The sequence below is a fragment of the Isoptericola sp. NPDC055063 genome, assembly GCF_053608125.1.
On record NZ_JBSGUW010000006.1, the window covers coordinates 16499 to 35064 of the forward strand.

Genomic DNA, 18566 nt, shown 5'->3' on the forward strand with positions numbered 1-18566 from the left:
CGCCCGGCGACCGGCGCGCGCCGGGCCGCGAACGGGCGGACGATGGCCCGATGATCTCCACCGAGCTCGCGGCCCGGCTGCGCGACGCAGGGCTGGTCTGGCGCCCCGCCGACGGGGACCGGTTCCGGATCGACGCCCCCGAGCTGTCCGACGACGTCTTCACCGTCAGCACGATGACGATCCAGGCGCACGAGTTCCCGACGGGCACGATCCTCGGGTTCAACGGGACGACCGAGTGGGCGCTCGACTCCGTGGCCATCGAGGACGCCCTCTGGCTGCCGCGCGAGGACCAGCTGCGCGACCTGCTGCGCTCCACCTTCCTCGGGCTGCGGCGCACGACACGGGACGATGCCCAGGACGGCGCGCGGGACCGGTACGAGGTGGACGTCGAGCTGCTCGGCGAGCGGCGGACGTTCGCCGACGACGACCCTGCGGAGGCGTACGGCGCAGCGCTGCTCGCCCTCGTGGAGCTCAGCTCCTGACCGGTCTCCCGCCGGCGTCCGTCTACCCTTGAGCCGTGCCCGATCCCGTGACGTCCGAGTCCGTCGACCCGCGCTACCACCGCCAGCCGGTCAGCTTCGTGCGGCGCAGCGCGCGCCTCACGGCCGCGCAGCGCAAGGCCTGGGACACCCGGCGTGACCGCTACCTGGTCGACGTGCCCCGCGACCTCGCGGTGACGTCCGTCGACCCGGCGTGGCGGCTCGACCCGGCGCAGGTCTTCGGCCGGACGGCGCCGCTGGTCGTGGAGATCGGCTCGGGGCAGGGCGAGGCGATCGTGGCGGCCGCGGCCGCGCACCCCGAGCGCGACCACCTGGCCGTCGAGGTCTACACGCCGGGACTGGCGCAGGCCATCGTGCGGGCCGGGCACGCCGGCGCCGACCCGGGCCGCGACGGGGGCGCGCCCGGCAACGAGCTCGACAACCTGCGCCTCGCGCAGGCGAACGCCGCCGAGCTGCTCGCCACCGCGCTGCCGGAGGCGTCCGTCGACGAGCTGTGGGTGTTCTTCCCCGACCCCTGGCACAAGTCCCGCCACCAGAAGCGGCGGCTGGTCACCCCCGAGTTCGCCCGGCTCGCCGCGCGGGTGCTGCACCCCGGCGGGGTGCTCCGCCTGGCCACGGACTGGGTGGAGTACGCGGACCAGATGGTCGAGGTGCTCGACGCCAGCGGCGACCTTCGCAACGCGCACGGGGCGGGCACCCCGGCGCCGCGCTTCGACGGCCGCGTGCTGACCAGCTTCGAGAAGAAGGGCACGGCGGCCGGGCGCGTCGTGACGGACCTGGAGTACGTGCGCCGCTGACCCTCCCGCGGTCCGGCGAGTCCCCGACGCGCCGTTTTGTGGCTTGCGCCACATGCGCCCCCTCTAGCAAGGTGTGCCACGCGAAACGTTCTCGACCGGGGCAGCGTGGCCCCGGGCCGATCGCATGAGCCAACGGAGGCATCATGAGCGACCTGTCCACGGCGGAGCCGCCGCCAGGGGAGACCGAGTACCAGCGGGTGCAGCGGTCCGACGAGTTCCAGGGGCTGCGGCGCGCGTTCCGGAACTTCGTCTTCCCGATGACGGCCCTGTTCCTCGTCTGGTACTTCGTCTACGTCCTGCTCGCCAACTACGCCCACGACTTCATGAGCATCCGCCTGAGCGGGAGCAACATCACGGTCGGCCTGCTGTTCGGGCTCGGCCAGTTCGTCTCCACGTTCGTCATCACGATGCTCTACGCCCGCTGGGCCAACAAGAAGTTCGACGCGCGGGCGGACGCGCTGCGCCGCGAGATCGAGGAGGGCGAGCTGTGATCGGCATCCTGTCCACGTCCGTCGCGGGCGTCGCGGGCGCCCCCGTCGTCTCCGCGGCCGAGGCCACCGACGTCGGCAACCCCTGGGTGAACATCGGCATCTTCGCCGCGTTCGTGCTGGTCACGCTGGTGATCGTGTTCCGTGCCTCGCGGCAGAACAAGTCCGCCGCCGACTTCTACGCCGGCGGGCGCAACTTCACCGGGCCGCAGAACGGCACCGCGATCGCCGGCGACTACCTGTCGGCCGCGTCGTTCCTCGGCATCTGCGGTGCCATCGCGATCAACGGGTACGACGGCTTCCTCTACTCGATCGGGTTCCTCGTCGCGTGGCTCGTCGCCCTGCTGCTGGTCGCCGAGCTGCTGCGCAACACCGGCAAGTTCACGATGGCGGACGTGCTCTCCTTCCGGCTGCGCCAGCGGCCGGTCCGAATGGCGGCGGCGCTCGCCACCCTGCTCGTCGTCTTCTTCTACCTGCTCGCCCAGATGGCCGGCGCCGGCGGCCTCGTCGCCCTGCTGCTGGGCGTCGACAGCCGCGCCGGGCAGAGCCTCGTCATCGCCGTCGTCGGCGCGCTGATGATCCTCTACGTGCTGGTGGGCGGCATGAAGGGCACCACCTGGGTGCAGATCATCAAGGCGGTGCTGCTCATCGTGGGCGCCGCGATCATGACGTTCTGGGTGCTGGCCAAGTTCGGCTTCAACCTCTCCGACGTGCTCGGCGGCGCCGTCCAGGCGGCCGGCGAGGGCGGCGAGGCGCTGCTCGAGCCCGGCAAGCAGTACGGCATGACCGGCACCAGCAAGCTGAGCTTCCTGTCCCTCGCGCTGGCCCTGGTGCTCGGCACGGCGGGCCTGCCGCACGTGCTCATGCGCTTCTACACGGTGCCCACCGCCAAGGAGGCCCGCCGCTCGGTGGTCTGGGCGATCTGGCTGATCGGCATCTTCTACCTGTTCACCCTGGTGCTCGGGTACGGCGCGGGAGCGCTGGTCGGCCCGGACGCGATCCTCAACGCGCCGGGCGGCGTGAACTCCGCGGCACCGCTGCTGGCGTTCGCCCTCGGCGGGGAGATCCTGCTCGGCCTGATCTCGGCGGTGGCGTTCGCGACGATCCTCGCGGTGGTGGCCGGCCTGACGATCACGGCGGCGGCGAGCTTCTCGCACGACATCTACGCCAACGTCATCAAGAAGGGGAAGGTCAAGCCCGACTCGGAGGTGCGGATCGCGCGCTGGACGGTCGTGGTGATCGGCATCATCGCCATCGTGGGCGGCATCTTCGCCCAGAACCAGAACGTCGCGTTCCTCGTGGCGCTCGCGTTCGCGGTGGCCGCCTCGGCCAACCTGCCGACCATCGTGTTCTCGCTGTTCTGGAAGCGGTTCAACACGTCGGGCGCGCTGTGGAGCATCTACGGCGGCCTGATCTCCTGCATCGTGCTCATCGTCCTGTCGCCCACGGTGTCGGGCGACGAGAAGGCGATGTTCCCGTCCGCGGACTTCGCCGTCTTCCCGCTGACGAACCCCGGCCTGGTGTCGATCCCGCTCGGCTTCCTGCTCGGGATCGTCGGCACCTTCCTGTCCAAGGAGAAGCCGCACCCGGAGAAGTTCGCCGAGATGGAGGTCCGGTCCCTCACCGGCGCCGGCGCCGAGAAGGCCGTCGCCAAGCACTGACCGAGCACCGGGCAGCCGTCCCGGCGGCGACCACGACGAAGGGCCCCGAGGAGACCTCGGGGCCCTTCGTCGTGCCTGGGGCAGGTCAGCCCGCGGACGTCGCGAGCGAGCCGTCGGAGCTGAACACCAGGCCGAGCGTGATCTCGCCCTTCTGCAGCGCGGCCTTGGTGAGCGGGCCGCCGGCGTCCAGCGAGCGGAACTCGGAGAACGTCAGACCGTAGGTGTCCTCGAGGCCCGGCTGGCAGAACGGGCGCTCCGTGCACTCCGGCCCGGCGCCGAGCACCAGCCCGCCGCACGCGGCGGCCAGGTCGCTGAGGGTGGTGAGGTCGTGCTCCTCGGCGAACCCCTGGGTGACGGCGAAGGCGTTCTGGTCCTGGGCGGGCGACGGGGTGCCGAACTTCAGGCCCGCCGCGTCGCCGAGCTCGGTGAGCGCGGCCACGGTGGAGTCCAGGTCGCCGCTCGCCTTCGGCTCGGCGTCCGCACCGTTGGCGTCCTTGTTGAGGAACTCGGTGAGCGTGCCCACGTACTCGGGCACCATCTGGATCTGCTCGCCCTTCAGCAGCGCGGGCAGGTACGTCTCGCGGTTGCCGATGGTGGTGACGGTGGCGTCGTAGCCGGCGCTCTTGAGCACGTCGGCGTAGATGTTGCCCAGGGTGGCGCTCTCGGCGAAGTCGGCCGCGCCGATCGCGACCGTCACGCCCTTGCCGGCGGAGTCGTCCTGGGCGGCGATCCCGGCGTCCTGCACGAACTGGGCCGCGACGTCCTCGGACGTCTTGCGGTCGATGTCGACCGCCTTGTTCAGCCCGATCAGCGTGTCGGTGTCGAGCGCCGCGGACACCGTGTCGAGCAGCGGGATCAGGTCGGGCGCCTGGGACGCGAGGTCGGCGTTCACCGCCGGGATGATGTTGTCGACGGTCTGCAGCTTCTTGTCGTCCTCGAGCACCACGAGCGCGTCGCCGGGGACGGCCTCGCAGCTCGCGGCGGCGGCCGAGCCGGTCGCGGTGGACGTCGATCCGCCGCCCCCGGCCGAGCCGGGGTCGCCGCAGGCGGCGAGCAGCCCCGTCGCGCCGACGAGGGCGGCGAGGGCGGCCGTCGTGCGTCGCAGGGTGGTCGTGCGGTGGGAGGTCATCGTGCTCTCCGTCCGTGGGGGGACCAGCGTGGGATTCGGGTGAACCGCCCTATTCGACCGCGAGGGTCCGGGTCAGGCAACCGGTTTGCAGGACCCGCCCGCTCACCGCCGGGCGGCGGCGCGCAGCGGAGCGGGGGTGACGACGTGCTGCACGACGGCGAAGACGCCGTCGAGCACGAGGGCGAGGGCCGCGACCAGGAGGCCGCCGGCGAGCACCTGCCCGTACCGCTGCGTGCCCATGCCCAGCGCGATGATCTGACCGAGGCCGCCGCCCCCGGCGAGCGCCGCCAGCGGCACGGTGGCGCTGACCTGCACGACGGCGGTGCGCACGCCCGCCGCGACCAGGCCCGTGGCGAGCGGCAGCTCGACCCGGGTGAGCACCTGGCGGCCCGGCATGCCGAGGCCGATCGCGGCGTCGCGGGCCGAGGGGTCCGCGCCGCGCACGCCCTCGTACGTGTTGACCAGCAGGACCGGCACCGCGAAGAGGGCGGCGGCCACCACCGTCGCGCCGTCGCCGAACAGGCCCGCCGTGGCGAGCAGCAGGATGATGCCGAGCGTGGGGACGGCGCGGCTGGCGTTGGTCAGCCACACGGTGACGCCTCCGCCCCGGCGGCCGTGCCCCAGCGCCGCGCCGACGGGCAAAGCGACCACGGCGGCCACGAGCACGGCCGCGGCGGTGAGGGCCAGGTGCTCGCGGCCCAGCTCGAGGATGCCCCCGGGGCCCGTCCAGCTCAGCGGGTCGTTGAGGTAGGCGATCGCGTCGCCGACGACGCCGTTGCCCTCCGCCGCGACGACGGCCCCGACGACGGGTGCTGCCGCGGCGCTCATGCGGCCCTCCCGCGCAGCCAGGGCGTGAGGGCGCGGCCGGCGACCCACAGCACGAGGTCGAGGACGAGGGCGAGCAGGACGCAGGCGATCGTCGCCGTCATGATCTCCGCGCGGTAGAAGTTGTTGCGGAACCCCTGGAACATCAGCTGCCCGAGCCCGCCGTAGCCCACCACGACGCCCACGGTGACGAGCGCGACGGTGGTGACGGTGGCCAGCCGCAGCCCGGCCACGATGCTCGGCAGGGCGTTGGGCAGCCGGACCCGCGCCAGCACCTGCAGCGGGCCGTGCCCGACGCCCCGGGCGGCGTCCACGGCCGCCGGGTCCACGCCGTCGAGCCCCGTCACCGTGTTCCGCAGGATGACGAGCAGCGCGTACAGGACGAGGCCGAGCAGCACCGGCTGGCGGCCGATCCCCATGATCGGCGCGAGGATCGCGAACAGCGCGAGCGAGGGCACCGTGTACAGGATGGCGGCCGTGCCGAGCAGCGGGCCGGCGAGCCAGCGGACCCGGGAGGCCAGGAGCCCCAGCGGGATCGCGACGAGCGCGGCGATGGCGACCGCCTCGATCGTGAGGAGGGCGTGCTCGGTGGTGCGCGCCCACAGGACGTCGGCGTTGTCGGTCACGTACGACCAGGAGAACCACGGGTTGTCCGCGGCGGTGGCGACGGCGGTGACCATGGGCTCGACCGTAGCGGGCGCCCCCGACGCCGCGGCGGCCCACGCCCCGGCGCGCCGCGGGCCGGGGTGTCCGCGGCCCTCGATAGCCTCGCAGCCATGCCCGACCTCGCCCTCAGGCCCGCTCAGCAGCCCGCCCGGCTGTCCGCCGGCATCGAGCTCGACGCCGTCCGCAAGGCCTACCCGGACGGCACCGTCGCGGTCGACGGTCTGAGCCTGAGGGTCGAGCCGGGGGAGGTGCTGGCGCTGGTGGGCCCGTCGGGCTGCGGCAAGTCGACCACGCTGCGGATGATCAACCGCCTCGTCGAGCTGACGAGCGGGCGGGTCCTGGTGGACGGCGAGGACGTCACGCAGGTGGACCCCGTGGCGCTGCGCCGGCGCACCGGCTACGTCATCCAGGACGTCGGGCTGCTGCCGCACCGCACGGTCGAGGCCAACGTCGCCACCGTGCCGCGCCTGCTCGGCTGGGACCGGTCGCGCGTCCGCTCCCGTGTGGCCGAGGTGCTCGACCTCGTCGGCCTGCCCGCCGGGCAGTACGGCCGGCGCTATCCCCACCAGCTCTCGGGCGGCGAGCGGCAGCGCGTGGGCGTGGCACGTGCGCTCGCCACCGACCCGCCCGTGCTGCTCATGGACGAGCCGTTCGGCGCCGTCGACCCCGAGCGCCGCCGCGACCTGCAGACCCAGGTGGCGCGCATCCTGGGCGAGGTGGGCACCACCGTCGTGCTGGTCACCCACGACGTCGACGAGGCGGTCCGGCTCGGCGACCGGGTCGCGGTGCTGTCCCAGGGCGGCCACCTCGAGCAGGTCGCCTCGCCGTTGACCGTCCTCGCGCACCCCGCCACGGACCGCGTGCGGGACTTCGTCGGCGCGGGGGCGCACCAGCGGATGCTGGCGCTCGCCGAGGTGCGGCGCGAGGACCTGGAGGACGCGTCGCTCGTCGTGCAGCCCGCGCCGACGCCGGTCCCGCTCGGCGCGAGCCTCGCCGACGCGTTCGAGGCGGTGGCGGCCCTGCCGACGTCGTCCCAGGGGCGGGTCCCGGTGACCGCCGACGGCGGGGCCGTCGTCGGCTCGCTGACCGCCGCCGGGATCCTCGGGGGGCTGCGGCGCGCGGCCGACGCCGCGGCGCCCGACGCGCCCGAGGCGAGCGGCGCGCACCTGGGCGGGCCGGAGAACTAGGCTCGCCGCGTGACCACGAAGCGCATCGGCCTCGCCACCTGCTCCGCCCTGCCCCGGCTCGACAGCGACGACCGGCCGCTCCTCGACGCGCTCCCCGAGCTCGGCGTCGTGGCCGAGGCCGTCGTGTGGGACGACCCGGAGGTCGACTGGTCGGTCTACGACCTCGTCGTCGTCCGCTCCACCTGGGACTACTCGCCCCGCCGCGACGAGTTCCTCGCGTGGGCGCAGCGCGTGCCGCGCCTGGAGAACCCGGCCGACGTGCTGCGCTGGAACACCGACAAAGGCTACCTGCGCACCCTCGAGGAGGCGGGCGTGCCCGTCATCCCGACGATCTGGCTCGACCCCGACCGGCACCTGTCCAAGCGCGCCGTGCACACGCGCATGCCCGCCTTCGGCGACTTCGTGGTCAAGCCCGTGGTGAGCGCGGGCGCGCAGGACGCGGGCCGCTACCAGCCGGTCTCCGCGCAGTCGCGGGCGCTCGCGATCACCCACGCGACCGACCTGCTCGACGCCGGCCGTGCCGTGATGATCCAGCCCTACGTGACGTCGGTCGACACCGCGGGGGAGACGGGCCTCGTCTTCGTCGACGGCGAGCTGCGGCACGCCGTGCGCAAGCACGCGCTCCTGACCGGGCCTGCGGAGGCGAGCGAGGCGCTCTATGCGGCCGAGCGGATGGAGCCCGCCACCGCGACCCCCGACCAGGTGGACGTGGCCGAGAAGGCCCTCTCCGTGGCGCGCGAGCAGGTCGGCGGCGAGCGCCCGTTCCTCTACGCCCGCGTGGACCTCGTGACCGGCGACGACGGCACGCCCATGGTCATCGAGCTCGAGCTCACCGAGCCGTCGCTGTGGATGCAGCACTCGGGTACGGCCGCGACCCTGGACGCCTTCGCTGCGGCGATCGTCGCGCGGGCCTGACTCAGCGCTCCCGGTCGATCTCCGCGACGATCGCGTCGTAGCCGCGGTCGGCGGCGAGGTCGCGGGGGAGCACGCCCTGCCCGTCGCGGATCATGGGGTCGGCACCCGCGTCGAGCAGCAGCCGCACGACGGCGACCTGGTCGGCGGACCCGTCGCCGAGCACGATCGCCTCGTGCAGCGCCGTCCACCCGAGGTTGTTGACGTGGTCGACGGGCACGCCGGCGTCGAGCAGGAGGCCCACCGTCGAGACGTGCCCGTGCTCGCTCGCGGGGATGAGCGCGGTGCCGCCGTACCGGTTGGTGCTGGTGACGTCGGCGCCGTGCGCGATCGTCAGCGCGAGGATGTCGTCGAGGCCCTCCGCTCCCGCGTACAGGAACGCGGAGTCGGACATCGCGTCCTTCGCGTCCGGGTCGGCGCCGGCCTCCAGCAGCTCGCGCACGACGTCGAGCGCGCCCTGGCGCGTGGCGGTCACGACGGCGGGGCGGTCCGCGCCGTCGCGGGCGTCGGGGTCCGCGCCGTCGCGCAGCGCGGCTGCCACGGCCTCGACGTCGTCCCGCTCGACGGCGCGCAGGAGCTCGGCGTCCGTGGAGCCAGGCCGTGCGGGGGTCGAGGGACTGGACGACGGACGGGACACGGAGGCCTCCTGCGGGGCGGTGGAGTCGGGTGCCGCGCACGCGGCGAGGGACGCGGCGAGGGCCCCGACGGCGAGGGCCGTCAGGGCCGAGGGGAGGCCACGGCCCGGGCGGGGCGTCATGCCGCCTCCTCGGCGGCGGGGGCGCCGTCGTCGGCCCGGCCCAGGCGCAGCAGGTCGGGCACGGCGATCATGAGGATCCCGAGGGTGACGACGAGCGCGATCGCGGCGCCCAGCGCGGTGTGCTGCACGCCGACGCGCTCGGCGACGGTGCCGATGACCAGGGTGGCGGCGGGCATGACGCCGATCGCGAGCTCCTGCAGGCCCAGGGCCCGGCCGTGCACGGCGGGCTCGGTGGTCATGAGCAGCAGGGTGGTCTGCAGCACGCCGAAGGCGGCGCTGGCCAGGCCGATGACGACCATCAGCGCGAACGCCGTCGTGGGCTCGGTGACGAGCGAGAACGCCACCCAGGCCAGGCCCCACACGGTGGTGCCGACCACGAAGAGGGCGCCCTTGAAGCGGAAGTCGCCGAGCGCGGCGATGACGAGCGAGCCGATGAGCCCGCCCACGCCCGCGCAGGTGAGCAGCGCGCCGAGGCCGGCGGCGTCGAGCCCGAACGACTCCGAGGCGAAGACGGGCATGAACGACTGGTAGACGGGCCACAGGAAGACGTTGGCCGCCAGGGTGACCAGCAGGACGGCGACGGCCAGCCGGTGGCCGGCGATGGCGCGGAAGCCGCTGGTGACCATGCGCAGCACCGACGTCGACGCGTGCCCGCCCGGCCCGGTGCGGGTACGGAGCCGGCGCAGCGGCAGCAGGAGCAGGAGCGACGCGACGTACCAGGCGGTCGAGACCCAGAGCGCGGCGGGGGCACCGATCGCGGCGATCATGGCGCCGCCGAGCGCGGGGCCGATCACCTGGGTCATGTTCATCGCCATGGAGTTGAGCGCGTTGGCGTTCGAGAGGTTCTCCCGGCCCACGAGGTCGAGCACGAGCGACATCCGGGCGGGCTGGGAGGGCGACTGCCCGATGCCGATCGCGAACCCGCCCATGACGAGGGCCCAGTAGGGGAGCAGGCCGGCGGTCGCCAGCGCGGCGACCACGGCGACGGCGCCGGCGGCCCAGACGCAGGCGACGAGCAGCAGCCGGACGCGGTCGTAGCGGTCGGCGAGGGCGCCCGCGACGGGACCGAGGAGCATCGGGGCCAGGCGCGCCGCGGTGTAGACGGCGACGAGCAGCTCGGAGTGGGTGAGCTCGAAAGCGAGCCACCCGAGCACGAGGGTCTGCGTCCACACCCCGCCGAAGAAGAACAGGTTCGATGCCCACAGGAGCTGGAAGGGGCGGTTGCCGCGCAGGGAGGAGAACGCGGCGGCGGGGCCGGACGTGCGGGCGGGGGCGGCCTGCTGAGCCACGACGGGATGGCCTCCTTCTGCTCGAGGGCGGTCGCGGGGACCGTGTTCGACGGCCGGCTCGATGGTATACCGGATGCAGAGGGGCGTTGCTGGGCAAAAGAAAAAGCGCCCTGTCTCCAGGGCGCTTCTCAGGGTGGCTAACCGGGCTTGAACCGGCGACCTCCTGGACCACAACCAGGCGCTCTACCGACTGAGCTATAGCCACCATGACCGGACGCGAGCGACCGGCCGACCAGAACTATACCCGCTCCGCGGGGCTGGTCAGGACTTCGCGGTCCGTCGGGTGACCGACGTCTCCTTGATCCGCTCGGCGACGGCCCGCGCCGTCTTCGTGTCCGGCCCGGGCTGGGGCACGAGCAGGGCCTCGCGGTAGTAGCGCAGCTCGTCGATGCTCTCGAGGATGTCCGCGAGGGCACGGTGGCCGCCCTCCTTCTTGGGGGAGGCGAAGTAGACGCGCGGGTACCAGCGGCGGGCGAGCTCCTTGATCGACGACACGTCGACGATCCGGTAGTGCAGGTGCCCCACGAGCTCGGGCATGTCCCGGTCGAGGAACATCTTGTCCGTGCCCACGGAGTTCCCCGCCAGGGGGGCCTTGCCCGGGTCCGGCACCCACTCGCGGACGTAGTCGAGCACGGCCTGCTCGGCCTCGGCGAGCGTCGTGCCGGCGGGCAGCTCCTCGAGGAGGCCCGAGGTCGTGTGCATGTCGCGCACGAAGTCGTTCATCTGCTCGAGCGCGGCCGCGGGCGGCGCGACGACGACGTCGACCCCCTCGCCGAGCACGTTCAGCTCGGAGTCGGTGACCACGGCGGCGACCTCGACGAGCGCGTCGGCGCGCAGGTCCAGGCCCGTCATCTCGCAGTCGATCCAGACGATGCGTTCGTTCGGGTTCGCGGGGCTCACGAGGGTCAGCCTACGGTCCGTGGGCCGGTGGGAGGTCGGGGAACACGGCGAGGGCCCCGGTGCTCCGGACGGTTCGGAAGGAACGGTCCGGGCCTCGGGGCCCTCGTGGTCGCGGCGTCGGCGCGCCTGCGGCGTGGCGACGGTCGCGCGTCGGGTGTCATGCGGTCAGCCAGTCGAACAGCCACCGGGCGATGCTGGTGCGCTGCTTGCGGGCGTGCGGCTGCGTGCGCAGCTTCTGCTGCTGGTGCAGTCGGTGGACGGTGCGTCGGCGCTCGGCGTCGTCGAGACGCTCGCGCTGGATCGCCTGCACGAGAAGCAGGCTGTCCGTGGAATACATGGTGATGGTGTCCTTCGTGACGTGGGTCGTCGGTCCGGGCCAGGGACCACCCCCGCGACCGGTAATCCGACCGGCCGCGCGTCACCGCGGTGCATGAAGGAGTCTGCCGGGAAGCACTCGCCGGGCGCACGGCTTTTTCCCAGGTCACCACGTCGGCAGGGTGGCGCGACGTCGGTGTCGGCCACCTGCCGCGGTTGCAGATCGGTGCCCCCGGCAGGATTCGAACCCGCGACCCGGTCATTAGAAGTGACCCGCTCTGTCCAGCTGAGCTACGGAGGCAAGCGAGCCGAGTTTAGCCCAGGGCGTGTCGGCCCTGACCAGGTTCGACAAGGTAACGTCGGGTCGAACGACGGAAGACCCATCCACTAGTCTTGGCCGATGGCACCGCACCACACCAAGGACAAGGGCGACCTGGGCGTGGCCAAGGCGCACGCCGACATCGTGGGACAGGGGTTCGTGGTCCTCTTCCCTGCGACGGAGCACGCTCCGTTCGATCTCGTGGCGTATGCGGACGGTGCATTCCACCGGCTGCAGGTCAAGTACCGGGCGGCCCGTTCAGGAGCCATCACGGTCCACTTCAGGTCGGTGTGGAACGACCGTCAGGGCACCCATGCCGTGCCGACCGACAAGAGCGCGGTCGACGTCGTGTGCATCTACTGTCCGGACACGGACGAGTGCTACTACATCCGCCCGGACGACCATCGGGCGTCAGTGACCCTTCGGGTCGCGCCGAGCCGCAACGGGCAGACGAGCGGTGTCCTCGATGCTGCGACGTTCCGGAGCCTCGGGGACCTCGCTCGACGTCCTTGACGTCAGGGCGGCACGGCGGGCGACCGCACACGTCCGTCAGGGCCGGGGCATGGCCGCCGCGTCGGGGTGCTCGACCAGCTCGCGACTCTCGCGCCGGACGCGGTCGGAGCCCCATCGGCCGAGGGGCGCGAGGGCCTCGTTGAGCGCCCGCCCGTGCTCGGTGAGGGCGTACTCGACCCGCGGGGGCACCTCGGCGTACACGGTGCGGACGACGAGTTCGTCGGCCTCCATCTCGCGCAGGTGCTGCGTGAGCATCTTCTCGCTCACGCCGGGCAGCCCGCGCCGCAGCTCGGCGAACCGCCGCACCCCGTGCGCGTCGAGCTCCCAGAGGATGAGGCCCTTCCACTTGCCGCTGACCACGTCAAGTGCGGCGTCGATGCCGCAGACGTAGGGCCCGCTCCGCGTGCTGGCGGTCATGGTGCTCCCCGGGGCTCGGGCACTTACTTTTTGGCAAGTACCGCAGTTCTTAGTGCGTACTTCACGGTCTCGTTGTACCCCCTGAGCATGGAGGTGTCCGGTCCGAAGGACAACCCCCACCTGGAGGAGAGACGTATGACGCAGCACCTCGCGCCGGCCGGCCCGGCGCCGGTCACGGTGATCGGCCTCGGCCCGATGGGGCAGGCGATGGTCCGCAGCCTGCTCGCGGCCGGCCACCCCGTGACCGTCTGGAACCGCACGCCCGCCCGCGCCGACGGCGTGGTGCGCGCCGGCGCCGTCCTCGTCCCGACTCCTCGGGCCGCGCTCGCGGCCGCCGAACTCGTCGTCCTCAGCCTCACCGACTACGCCGCCATGGACGAGATCCTCGCGGGCGCGACCGACGAGCTCGCCGGCCGCACCCTCGTCAACCTCAGCTCGGACACGCCGGAGCGCACCCGTGAGGCCGCGGCCTGGGCGTCCGCGCACGGTGCCGGCTTCCTCACCGGCGGCGTGATGAACCCGGCGCCGGCCGTCGGCACGGAGGCTGCCTCCGTGTACTACAGCGGGCCGCGGGAGCTGCTCGACCGCCATCACGACGTCCTCGGGCGCATCGGCGAGCCCCGGTACGTGGGTGCCGACCCCGGGCTGGCGCAGCTGATGTACCAGGCGCAGCTCGACGTCTTCCTCACCGCGCTGTCCGCCCTGATGCACGCCACCGCGCTGGTCGGCACCGCCGGCGTCACGGCGCGCGAGTTCCTCCCCGAGGCGCTGGCCACCCTGACCGGCATCCCCGCGATGCTCGCGGCGGGGGAGGGCGAGGACGCGGGGTCGCGCATCGACGCCGGGCAGCACCCCGGCGCCCTCAGCTCCACGACGATGATGGGCGCCACCGCCGACCACGTGGTCGCGGCCAGCGAGGCGGCGGGGATCGACCTCGAGCTGCCGCGCGCGGTCCAGGCCCACTACCGCCGCACGATCGACGACGGCCACGGGGCCGACGGCTGGACGCGCATCCTCGACGGCATCCGGGACCCGCGGTGAGCCGCGGGGCGGAGACGGTCGCGGTGCTCGGCCTCGGCCACATGGGGCGCGCGCTGGCCGGTGCGCTGCTCGACGCCGGTCACGACGTCATCGTCTGGAACCGGTCGCCCGGCCGCGGCGCGGGGCTCGTGGACCGCGGTGCGCGCCGGGCGGGGAGCTCCAGGGACGCGGTCCTCGCCGCGCCGACGGTCGTCGTCTGCCTCTACGACCACGCGTCGGTGCACGCCACGCTCGACCCGCTCGCCGAGGAGCTGCGCGGCCGCGACCTCGTCAACCTCACCACGACCACCCCGCAGGAGGCGCGGGAGGTCGCGGCCTGGGCGGCGGCGCGGGGCGTCCGGTACCTCGACGGCGCGATCATGGCGACCCCTCTGATGATCGGTGCGCCCGGTGCGGAGGTCCTCTACAGCGGGGACGAGGACGTGTTCGACCGGTCGCGCCGCGTCCTCGACACATGGGCGACGAGCACGTTCGAGAGCACCGACCCCGGGCGGGCGTCGCTGCTGGACCTGGCGATGCTTTCGGGGATGTACACGATGTTCGCGGGCTTCCTGCACGGCGCTGCGATGGTCGGCGTCGACGGCGTGGACGCGCGGACCTTCGCGCGCCGCGCGGGCCCGTTCCTCGCCGCGATGACCGCGGCGTTCGCCCTGGACGCCGAGGTCGTCGACCGCGGCGACTACACGGCCCCGGTCCAGAGCCTCGACTGGTCGGACCTGGGACACCTGGTGCGGGCCAGCGAGGAGCAGGGCGTGGACCCGGCACCGATCGCGATGGTGGAGGAGCTCCGCCGTCGCCAGGTGGACGCGGGGCACGGGGCGGAGGGGTTCGAGCGCATCTACGAGAGCCTCCGTCGGCGCTGACGGCCGGGGGACGGATCGGGCGCGCGCCGCGCGGGGATCAACCTCGCGGCGGCGCGCGCGTTTGGCACGACCGGCCCCAGCGGGAAGGATGTGCCCGTGACTCCTTCCCTGGAAACCCGTGCCTCGCGCCGCGCCGCGAGCAGGAAAGACGCGGGGGCGAGCGAGGAGATCGGCGTCACCGTCCACGACGTCGCCCGCGACCTGCGCCGCGACGTCGCGGCCGTGGAGCTGCCCCTGCCGATCGACGGCGCCGAGGAGGCCGCGGCCTCCCGCGACCGGCTGCTGGCGCAGCTCGACGAGCACCTGCTGCCGCGGCTGAAGGAGCTGTCGTCCCCGGCGGTCGTCGTGGTGGCGGGGTCCACCGGGGCGGGCAAGTCCACCCTGTACAACTCGCTGCTCGGCGAGGCCGTCTCCGAGGCCGGCGTGCTGCGCCCCACGACGCGGGAGCCCGTGCTCGCCCACCACCCCCTGGACGCCGACGTCATGTCGTCCGGGCCGGTGACGGAGCTGTCGCGCGTCGTGCAGCACGAGGGCGTGCCGCGCGGCACCGCCCTGCTCGACGCCCCGGACCTCGACTCCTTCGTCCAGGCGAACCGGTCCACGGCGCAGCAGCTGCTCGAGGCGGCCGACCTGTGGCTCTTCGTCACGACCGCCGCCCGCTACGGCGACGCGCTGCCCTGGCAGGCGCTGGGCCGCGCGACCGAGCGCGGCGCGTCCGTGGCGATGGTGCTCAACCGGGTGCCGAAGGAGACGCTCACCACGGTGCGCGGCGACCTCCTGCAGCGCCTGCGCGAGCACGGGATGACCGACGTGCCGCTGTTCGTGATCCCGGACGTCGGCCCGCACGAGGGCCTGCTCGACCCCGCGGTCGTGCAGCCCGTGCGGCGCTGGCTGAGCATGCTCGCGGGCCCGGACCGTTCGCGGGCGGTGGTCGTGCGGACCCTCAAAGGCGCGCTGGGTGCCCTGCCCGGCTGGGTGACGTCGCTCGCGGACGCGCTCGACGCCCAGCAGGAGGCCGCGCACGTGCTGCGCCGCCGCGTCAGCGAGGAGATCCCCGCCGCGGAGCGGCTGGCGCGCGACGCCGTCGCCGCGGGGGTGGTGGCGGGGGCGTCCGTCGAGGCGCGGTGGCGCGAGCTGTCCGGCACCGCGGGCGTGGACCGGGTCAAGGTGCGCGGCGACCGGGCCCGCAGCACGCGCCGCGCCGGCCGTGCGCGCGAGGTCGCTCTCGACGGCCTGCGGTCCGACGTCGTGGACGCCGCCGCGCGCACCCTTGCCGCCTCCGGCTCGCGCGTGGAGGAGCGGCTGCGGGCGGTGCTCGCCGGGCCGGGCGCGCCCGCCGGCGGCGAGGCCGTGGCGCCGGACGGGGCGGTCCGCGCGGCGGCCCGCGAGGCGGACGTGCCCGGCCGGGTCGCGGCCTGGGCCGAGAGCGCGGACGCCGCCGTCGCGGACCTCGCGGGCGGGGCCCCGTCTCCCCGCGTGGAGGCCGCCGTGAAGGCGTTCGGCGCGCGGGGCGTGGCGACGCTGCTCCTGGCGTCGGCCGCCGGCAGCGACGACGCGGCCCGCCTCCTGGACCGCGTCCTCGGGGACGCGGCGAACGACCCGGTCGTGGCCCTGCGCGAGGACCTCGGCGACCGCGCGGCCGCCGTCGTCGACGCCGAGGTGCAGGCCGTCCTGGACGACCTCGCGCCGTCCGAACCCGCCGACGACGCGGCCGCGGGGCTGCGCGTGCGACTCGCCGAGCTCAGGAGGCTGACATGACCGAGGGCCCGACCCACGACGCGACCCTGCGTGCGCGCACCGAGGACCTCGCCGAGGCGTTGACGATCGCCGGCCCCCGCCTGGACGACGCGACGTCGAAGCGCGTCACCGCCGCGGTCGAGGGGGTGCGCGAGCGGCTCGCGCTCGGCGTGGACCACACGGTGGTGGCGTTCGCCGGGGGCACCGGGTCGGGCAAGTCGAGCCTGTTCAACAAGGTGTCGCGGCTGAGCTTCGCCGACGTCGGCGTGAAGCGCCCGACGACGGCCCGCGTCACGGCCTGCTCGTGGTCGGACGACGCCGAGGCGCTGCTCGACTGGGTCGGCGTGGACCGCGAGCGGCGGATCACGCAGGGCGGCGAGCTCGACGGCGAGGACGAGGAGAAGCTGGCCGGGCTGGTGCTGCTCGACCTGCCCGACCACGACTCGGTCGAGCCGGCGCACCGCGAGGTCGTGGACCGCGTGCTGCCGCTGGTCGACCTGCTGGTGTGGGTCGTGGACCCGCAGAAGTACGCCGACGACGCGCTGCACTCCGGCTACCTGCGCGAGGCCGTGGGCTCGGAGTCCTCGATGGTCGTGCTGCTCAACCAGGTCGACACCGTGCCCGACGCGCAGCGCGAGAACCTCCAGGCGGACCTGGCGCGCCTGCTCGAGGACGACGGGCTGCGCGGCGTGTACGTGCAAGGGGTCTCCGCGAAGACGGGCGAGGGCATCGACCAGGTGCGGAGGCTCCTGGAGGAGGCCTGCGCGCGACGGTCGGTGGCGGCCGGGCGCGCGGCCGCCGAGCTCGACGCGGCGGCCCGCCTCCTGCTGGCGCAGACGCCGGCCGAGGTGCCGTGGCAGATGGGCCCGGCGGTCGAGCGCGAGCTCGACGCTCTCGTCGCCGCCACGGGCCTGGACGCGGTGGCGACCCAGGTCGGCAACGCCGTGCGCAACGGGTACGGCCGCCCCGAGGTGCCGCCGCCGGACCGCGACGCGGTGGCGCTGTCGCGGGCCCGCTGGCTCACCCGCGCGGGTGCCTCGCTGCGCCCCGGCTGGCAGCGGTCGCTGGCGGCCTCGGTCGCGGGGGCGGACCAGCTGCGCACCTCGGTGGCGGGGGCGCTGCGGGGCGTCGTGCTCGACACCCGCGGCCCGTCGTCGGCGCGCACCCTGCGCCGCACGTCGTGGGTGCTCGGCGGGGTGGCCGTGGTGGCGGCCGTCGTCGCGGTGCTCGCCCTCACCGGCGTGCTGGACCTCGGCGACCCCTGGGGCGGCGTGCTCCTCGGGGGCGCGGCGGTGCTGGCGGTCGCCGCCGTCGCGGTGGCGTTCGCGGCGACGGGTGCGCGGCGCGCCCTCGCGCGCAAGCGGGAGCAGGCGGTGGCCTCGGCCGGCCGCGCCGCGCTCGAGCGGGTGCTGTCCGAGGGGCTCGGGGAGCCCACGCAGAAGCTGCTCGTCGAGCACCGCCGGGTGCGGGAGCTCGCCCAGGCGGCGACCGAGCTTCCGACGTCGCGGCCGCTCACCGGGTCTCTGAGGCTGCCCACAGGCGGCGAGCTGGCGGCGTCGTCCACAGATGCCGCCCCGAGGGGCGCGCACCGGGCACCGCGCGACTGATCCTGGGCGCACCGCCGGCGACCGTCGGCGCCGAGCCCAGGAGGAGCGCATGAACGAGGTCAGCATCACGGTCAACGGGTTCGTCGGGACGAAGCCGACGCTCCACCGGTCGCCGAACGGCGTGGAGTGGACCACGTTCCGGGTCGCGAGCACCCGCCGCGTGCGGGACGCCCGCAGCGGGGACTGGTCCGACGGCCAGACGCTGTGGTTCACCGTGAAGTCGTTCCGGACCGGGGCGCGGAACGTCGCCGAGTCGCTCGGTCAGGGCGACCCGGTGGTGGTCACCGGCCGGCTCTCCACCGAGGAGTGGACCGACAAGGACGGCAAGGAGCGCTGGCAGCTCGTCATCGACGCGCAGGCCGTCGGCCCGGACGTCACGCGCGGGCTGGCCCGGTTCACGCGCGTCGTCGACCGCGCCGCGGAGGACCCCGCGACCACGGGCCCCGGGCGGGACGACGAGGGGGACCGCGAGCGGGACCAGGAGGGGGAGCGAGCCGGGACCGGAGCCGGAGCTCGAGGAGGATCGGATCCCGGTCGGCGTGTGAGCGCGCCCGTCGCGTAGGCTGGTGGACCGGCCGCCATGCCGGTCCTCCAGCGTGCCCGCTGGAGCCTCGAACCTCTCGGACCCGACGCCTCGGGTCCG

The 18566-nt window shown here is 74.2% G+C and carries 20 protein-coding genes and 2 tRNA genes; 12 read left to right on the forward strand and 10 right to left on the reverse strand.

Annotated elements, in window-relative coordinates:
* Window positions 1-50 precede the first annotated feature (50 nt).
* The 4 genes from ACWF41_RS08645 to ACWF41_RS08660 all read left to right on the forward strand — a co-directional run bounded on the left by ACWF41_RS08645 (window position 51) and on the right by ACWF41_RS08660 (window position 3446).
* Window positions 51-482 (forward strand): pilus assembly protein CpaE, encoded by a 432-nt coding sequence (locus ACWF41_RS08645; protein ID WP_380326694.1) that lies wholly within the window; start codon window positions 51-53, stop codon window positions 480-482.
* A gap of 35 nt (window positions 483-517) precedes the next feature.
* Window positions 518-1297 (forward strand): tRNA (guanosine(46)-N7)-methyltransferase TrmB, encoded by a 780-nt coding sequence (gene trmB, locus ACWF41_RS08650; protein ID WP_380326697.1) that lies wholly within the window; start codon window positions 518-520, stop codon window positions 1295-1297.
* A gap of 143 nt (window positions 1298-1440) precedes the next feature.
* Window positions 1441-1788 carry a DUF485 domain-containing protein gene (locus tag ACWF41_RS08655; protein ID WP_380326700.1) on the forward strand — a complete coding sequence of 116 codons (348 nt, stop codon included), beginning with the start codon at window positions 1441-1443 and terminating at the stop codon, window positions 1786-1788.
* Complete coding sequence (locus tag ACWF41_RS08660; protein WP_380326703.1) at window positions 1788-3446, forward strand: solute symporter family protein; 1659 nt, start codon at window positions 1788-1790, stop codon at window positions 3444-3446. The genes ACWF41_RS08655 and ACWF41_RS08660 overlap by 1 nt, the downstream gene beginning before the upstream one ends.
* Window positions 3447-3531: 85 nt before the next feature.
* On the opposite strand, the gene ACWF41_RS08665 is transcribed toward ACWF41_RS08660, so the two are convergent.
* The 3 genes from ACWF41_RS08665 to ACWF41_RS08675 form a co-directional block, all read right to left on the reverse strand.
* Window positions 3532-4575, reverse strand: coding sequence for a glycine betaine ABC transporter substrate-binding protein (locus tag ACWF41_RS08665; RefSeq protein ID WP_380320684.1), 1044 nt, complete (start codon window positions 4573-4575; stop codon window positions 3532-3534).
* Window positions 4576-4677: 102 nt separating this feature from the next.
* Window positions 4678-5403, reverse strand: coding sequence for an ABC transporter permease (locus tag ACWF41_RS08670; protein ID WP_380320681.1), 726 nt, complete (start codon window positions 5401-5403; stop codon window positions 4678-4680).
* Window positions 5400-6080: an ABC transporter permease gene (locus ACWF41_RS08675; RefSeq protein WP_380320678.1), complete on the reverse strand. Its 681-nt coding sequence runs from the start codon at window positions 6078-6080 to the stop codon at window positions 5400-5402. The genes ACWF41_RS08670 and ACWF41_RS08675 overlap by 4 nt, the downstream gene beginning before the upstream one ends.
* A 96-nt stretch (window positions 6081-6176) precedes the next feature.
* Here ACWF41_RS08675 and ACWF41_RS08680 point away from each other — a divergent pair, with 96 nt between their 5' ends.
* Window positions 6177-7253, forward strand: coding sequence for an ABC transporter ATP-binding protein (locus tag ACWF41_RS08680; RefSeq protein ID WP_380320675.1), 1077 nt, complete (start codon window positions 6177-6179; stop codon window positions 7251-7253).
* A 9-nt stretch (window positions 7254-7262) separates the two neighbouring features.
* Complete coding sequence (locus ACWF41_RS08685) at window positions 7263-8168, forward strand: ATP-grasp domain-containing protein (protein WP_380320672.1); 906 nt, start codon at window positions 7263-7265, stop codon at window positions 8166-8168.
* 1 nt (window position 8169) lies between these two features.
* Here ACWF41_RS08685 and ACWF41_RS08690 read toward each other — a convergent pair whose 3' ends face one another.
* From ACWF41_RS08690 to ACWF41_RS08715, 6 genes are all read right to left on the reverse strand, one after another.
* On the reverse strand, window positions 8170-8922 hold the full coding sequence (locus ACWF41_RS08690; RefSeq protein WP_380320669.1) for an ankyrin repeat domain-containing protein: 753 nt from the start codon (window positions 8920-8922) through the stop codon (window positions 8170-8172).
* A complete protein-coding gene (locus tag ACWF41_RS08695; RefSeq protein ID WP_380320666.1) occupies window positions 8919-10211 on the reverse strand; it encodes an MFS transporter in 1293 nt (430 codons plus the stop codon). Before ACWF41_RS08695 ends, ACWF41_RS08690 begins: the two co-directional genes overlap by 4 nt.
* 132 nt (window positions 10212-10343) lie before the next feature.
* Window positions 10344-10416 (reverse strand) — tRNA-His (locus ACWF41_RS08700).
* Between the two features lie 56 nt (window positions 10417-10472).
* Window positions 10473-11111 (reverse strand): oligoribonuclease, encoded by a 639-nt coding sequence (gene orn / locus ACWF41_RS08705; protein ID WP_380320663.1) that lies wholly within the window; start codon window positions 11109-11111, stop codon window positions 10473-10475.
* Between the two features lie 157 nt (window positions 11112-11268).
* Complete coding sequence (locus tag ACWF41_RS08710; RefSeq protein ID WP_380320660.1) at window positions 11269-11448, reverse strand: hypothetical protein; 180 nt, start codon at window positions 11446-11448, stop codon at window positions 11269-11271.
* 205 nt (window positions 11449-11653) lie between these two features.
* Window positions 11654-11727 (reverse strand) — tRNA-Arg (locus tag ACWF41_RS08715).
* A 99-nt stretch (window positions 11728-11826) separates the two neighbouring features.
* On the opposite strand from ACWF41_RS08715, the gene ACWF41_RS08720 reads away from it, so the two are divergent.
* On the forward strand, window positions 11827-12258 hold the full coding sequence (locus ACWF41_RS08720; protein WP_380320657.1) for a group I intron-associated PD-(D/E)XK endonuclease: 432 nt from the start codon (window positions 11827-11829) through the stop codon (window positions 12256-12258).
* A 36-nt stretch (window positions 12259-12294) separates the two neighbouring features.
* Here ACWF41_RS08720 and ACWF41_RS08725 read toward each other — a convergent pair whose 3' ends face one another.
* Window positions 12295-12675 (reverse strand): winged helix-turn-helix transcriptional regulator, encoded by a 381-nt coding sequence (locus ACWF41_RS08725; RefSeq protein WP_380320654.1) that lies wholly within the window; start codon window positions 12673-12675, stop codon window positions 12295-12297.
* A gap of 135 nt (window positions 12676-12810) precedes the next feature.
* Here ACWF41_RS08725 and ACWF41_RS08730 point away from each other — a divergent pair, with 135 nt between their 5' ends.
* The 5 genes from ACWF41_RS08730 (at window position 12811) to ACWF41_RS08750 (ending at window position 18485) form a co-directional block, all read left to right on the forward strand.
* Window positions 12811-13716, forward strand: a complete 906-nt coding sequence (locus ACWF41_RS08730) for an NAD(P)-dependent oxidoreductase (protein WP_380320651.1) — start codon at window positions 12811-12813, stop codon at window positions 13714-13716.
* Complete coding sequence (locus tag ACWF41_RS08735) at window positions 13713-14579, forward strand: NAD(P)-dependent oxidoreductase (RefSeq protein WP_380320649.1); 867 nt, start codon at window positions 13713-13715, stop codon at window positions 14577-14579. Before ACWF41_RS08730 ends, ACWF41_RS08735 begins: the two co-directional genes overlap by 4 nt.
* 96 nt (window positions 14580-14675) lie before the next feature.
* Window positions 14676-16337 (forward strand): GTPase, encoded by a 1662-nt coding sequence (locus tag ACWF41_RS08740; protein WP_380320646.1) that lies wholly within the window; start codon window positions 14676-14678, stop codon window positions 16335-16337.
* A complete protein-coding gene (locus tag ACWF41_RS08745) occupies window positions 16334-17923 on the forward strand; it encodes a GTPase (RefSeq protein ID WP_380320643.1) in 1590 nt (529 codons plus the stop codon). The genes ACWF41_RS08740 and ACWF41_RS08745 overlap by 4 nt, the downstream gene beginning before the upstream one ends.
* Before the next feature lie 49 nt (window positions 17924-17972).
* The gene (locus tag ACWF41_RS08750; RefSeq protein WP_380320640.1) at window positions 17973-18485 is read left to right on the forward strand and encodes a single-stranded DNA-binding protein; all 513 of its coding nucleotides are present in this window, start codon (window positions 17973-17975) and stop codon (window positions 18483-18485) included.
* Window positions 18486-18566: the final 81 nt, after the last annotated feature.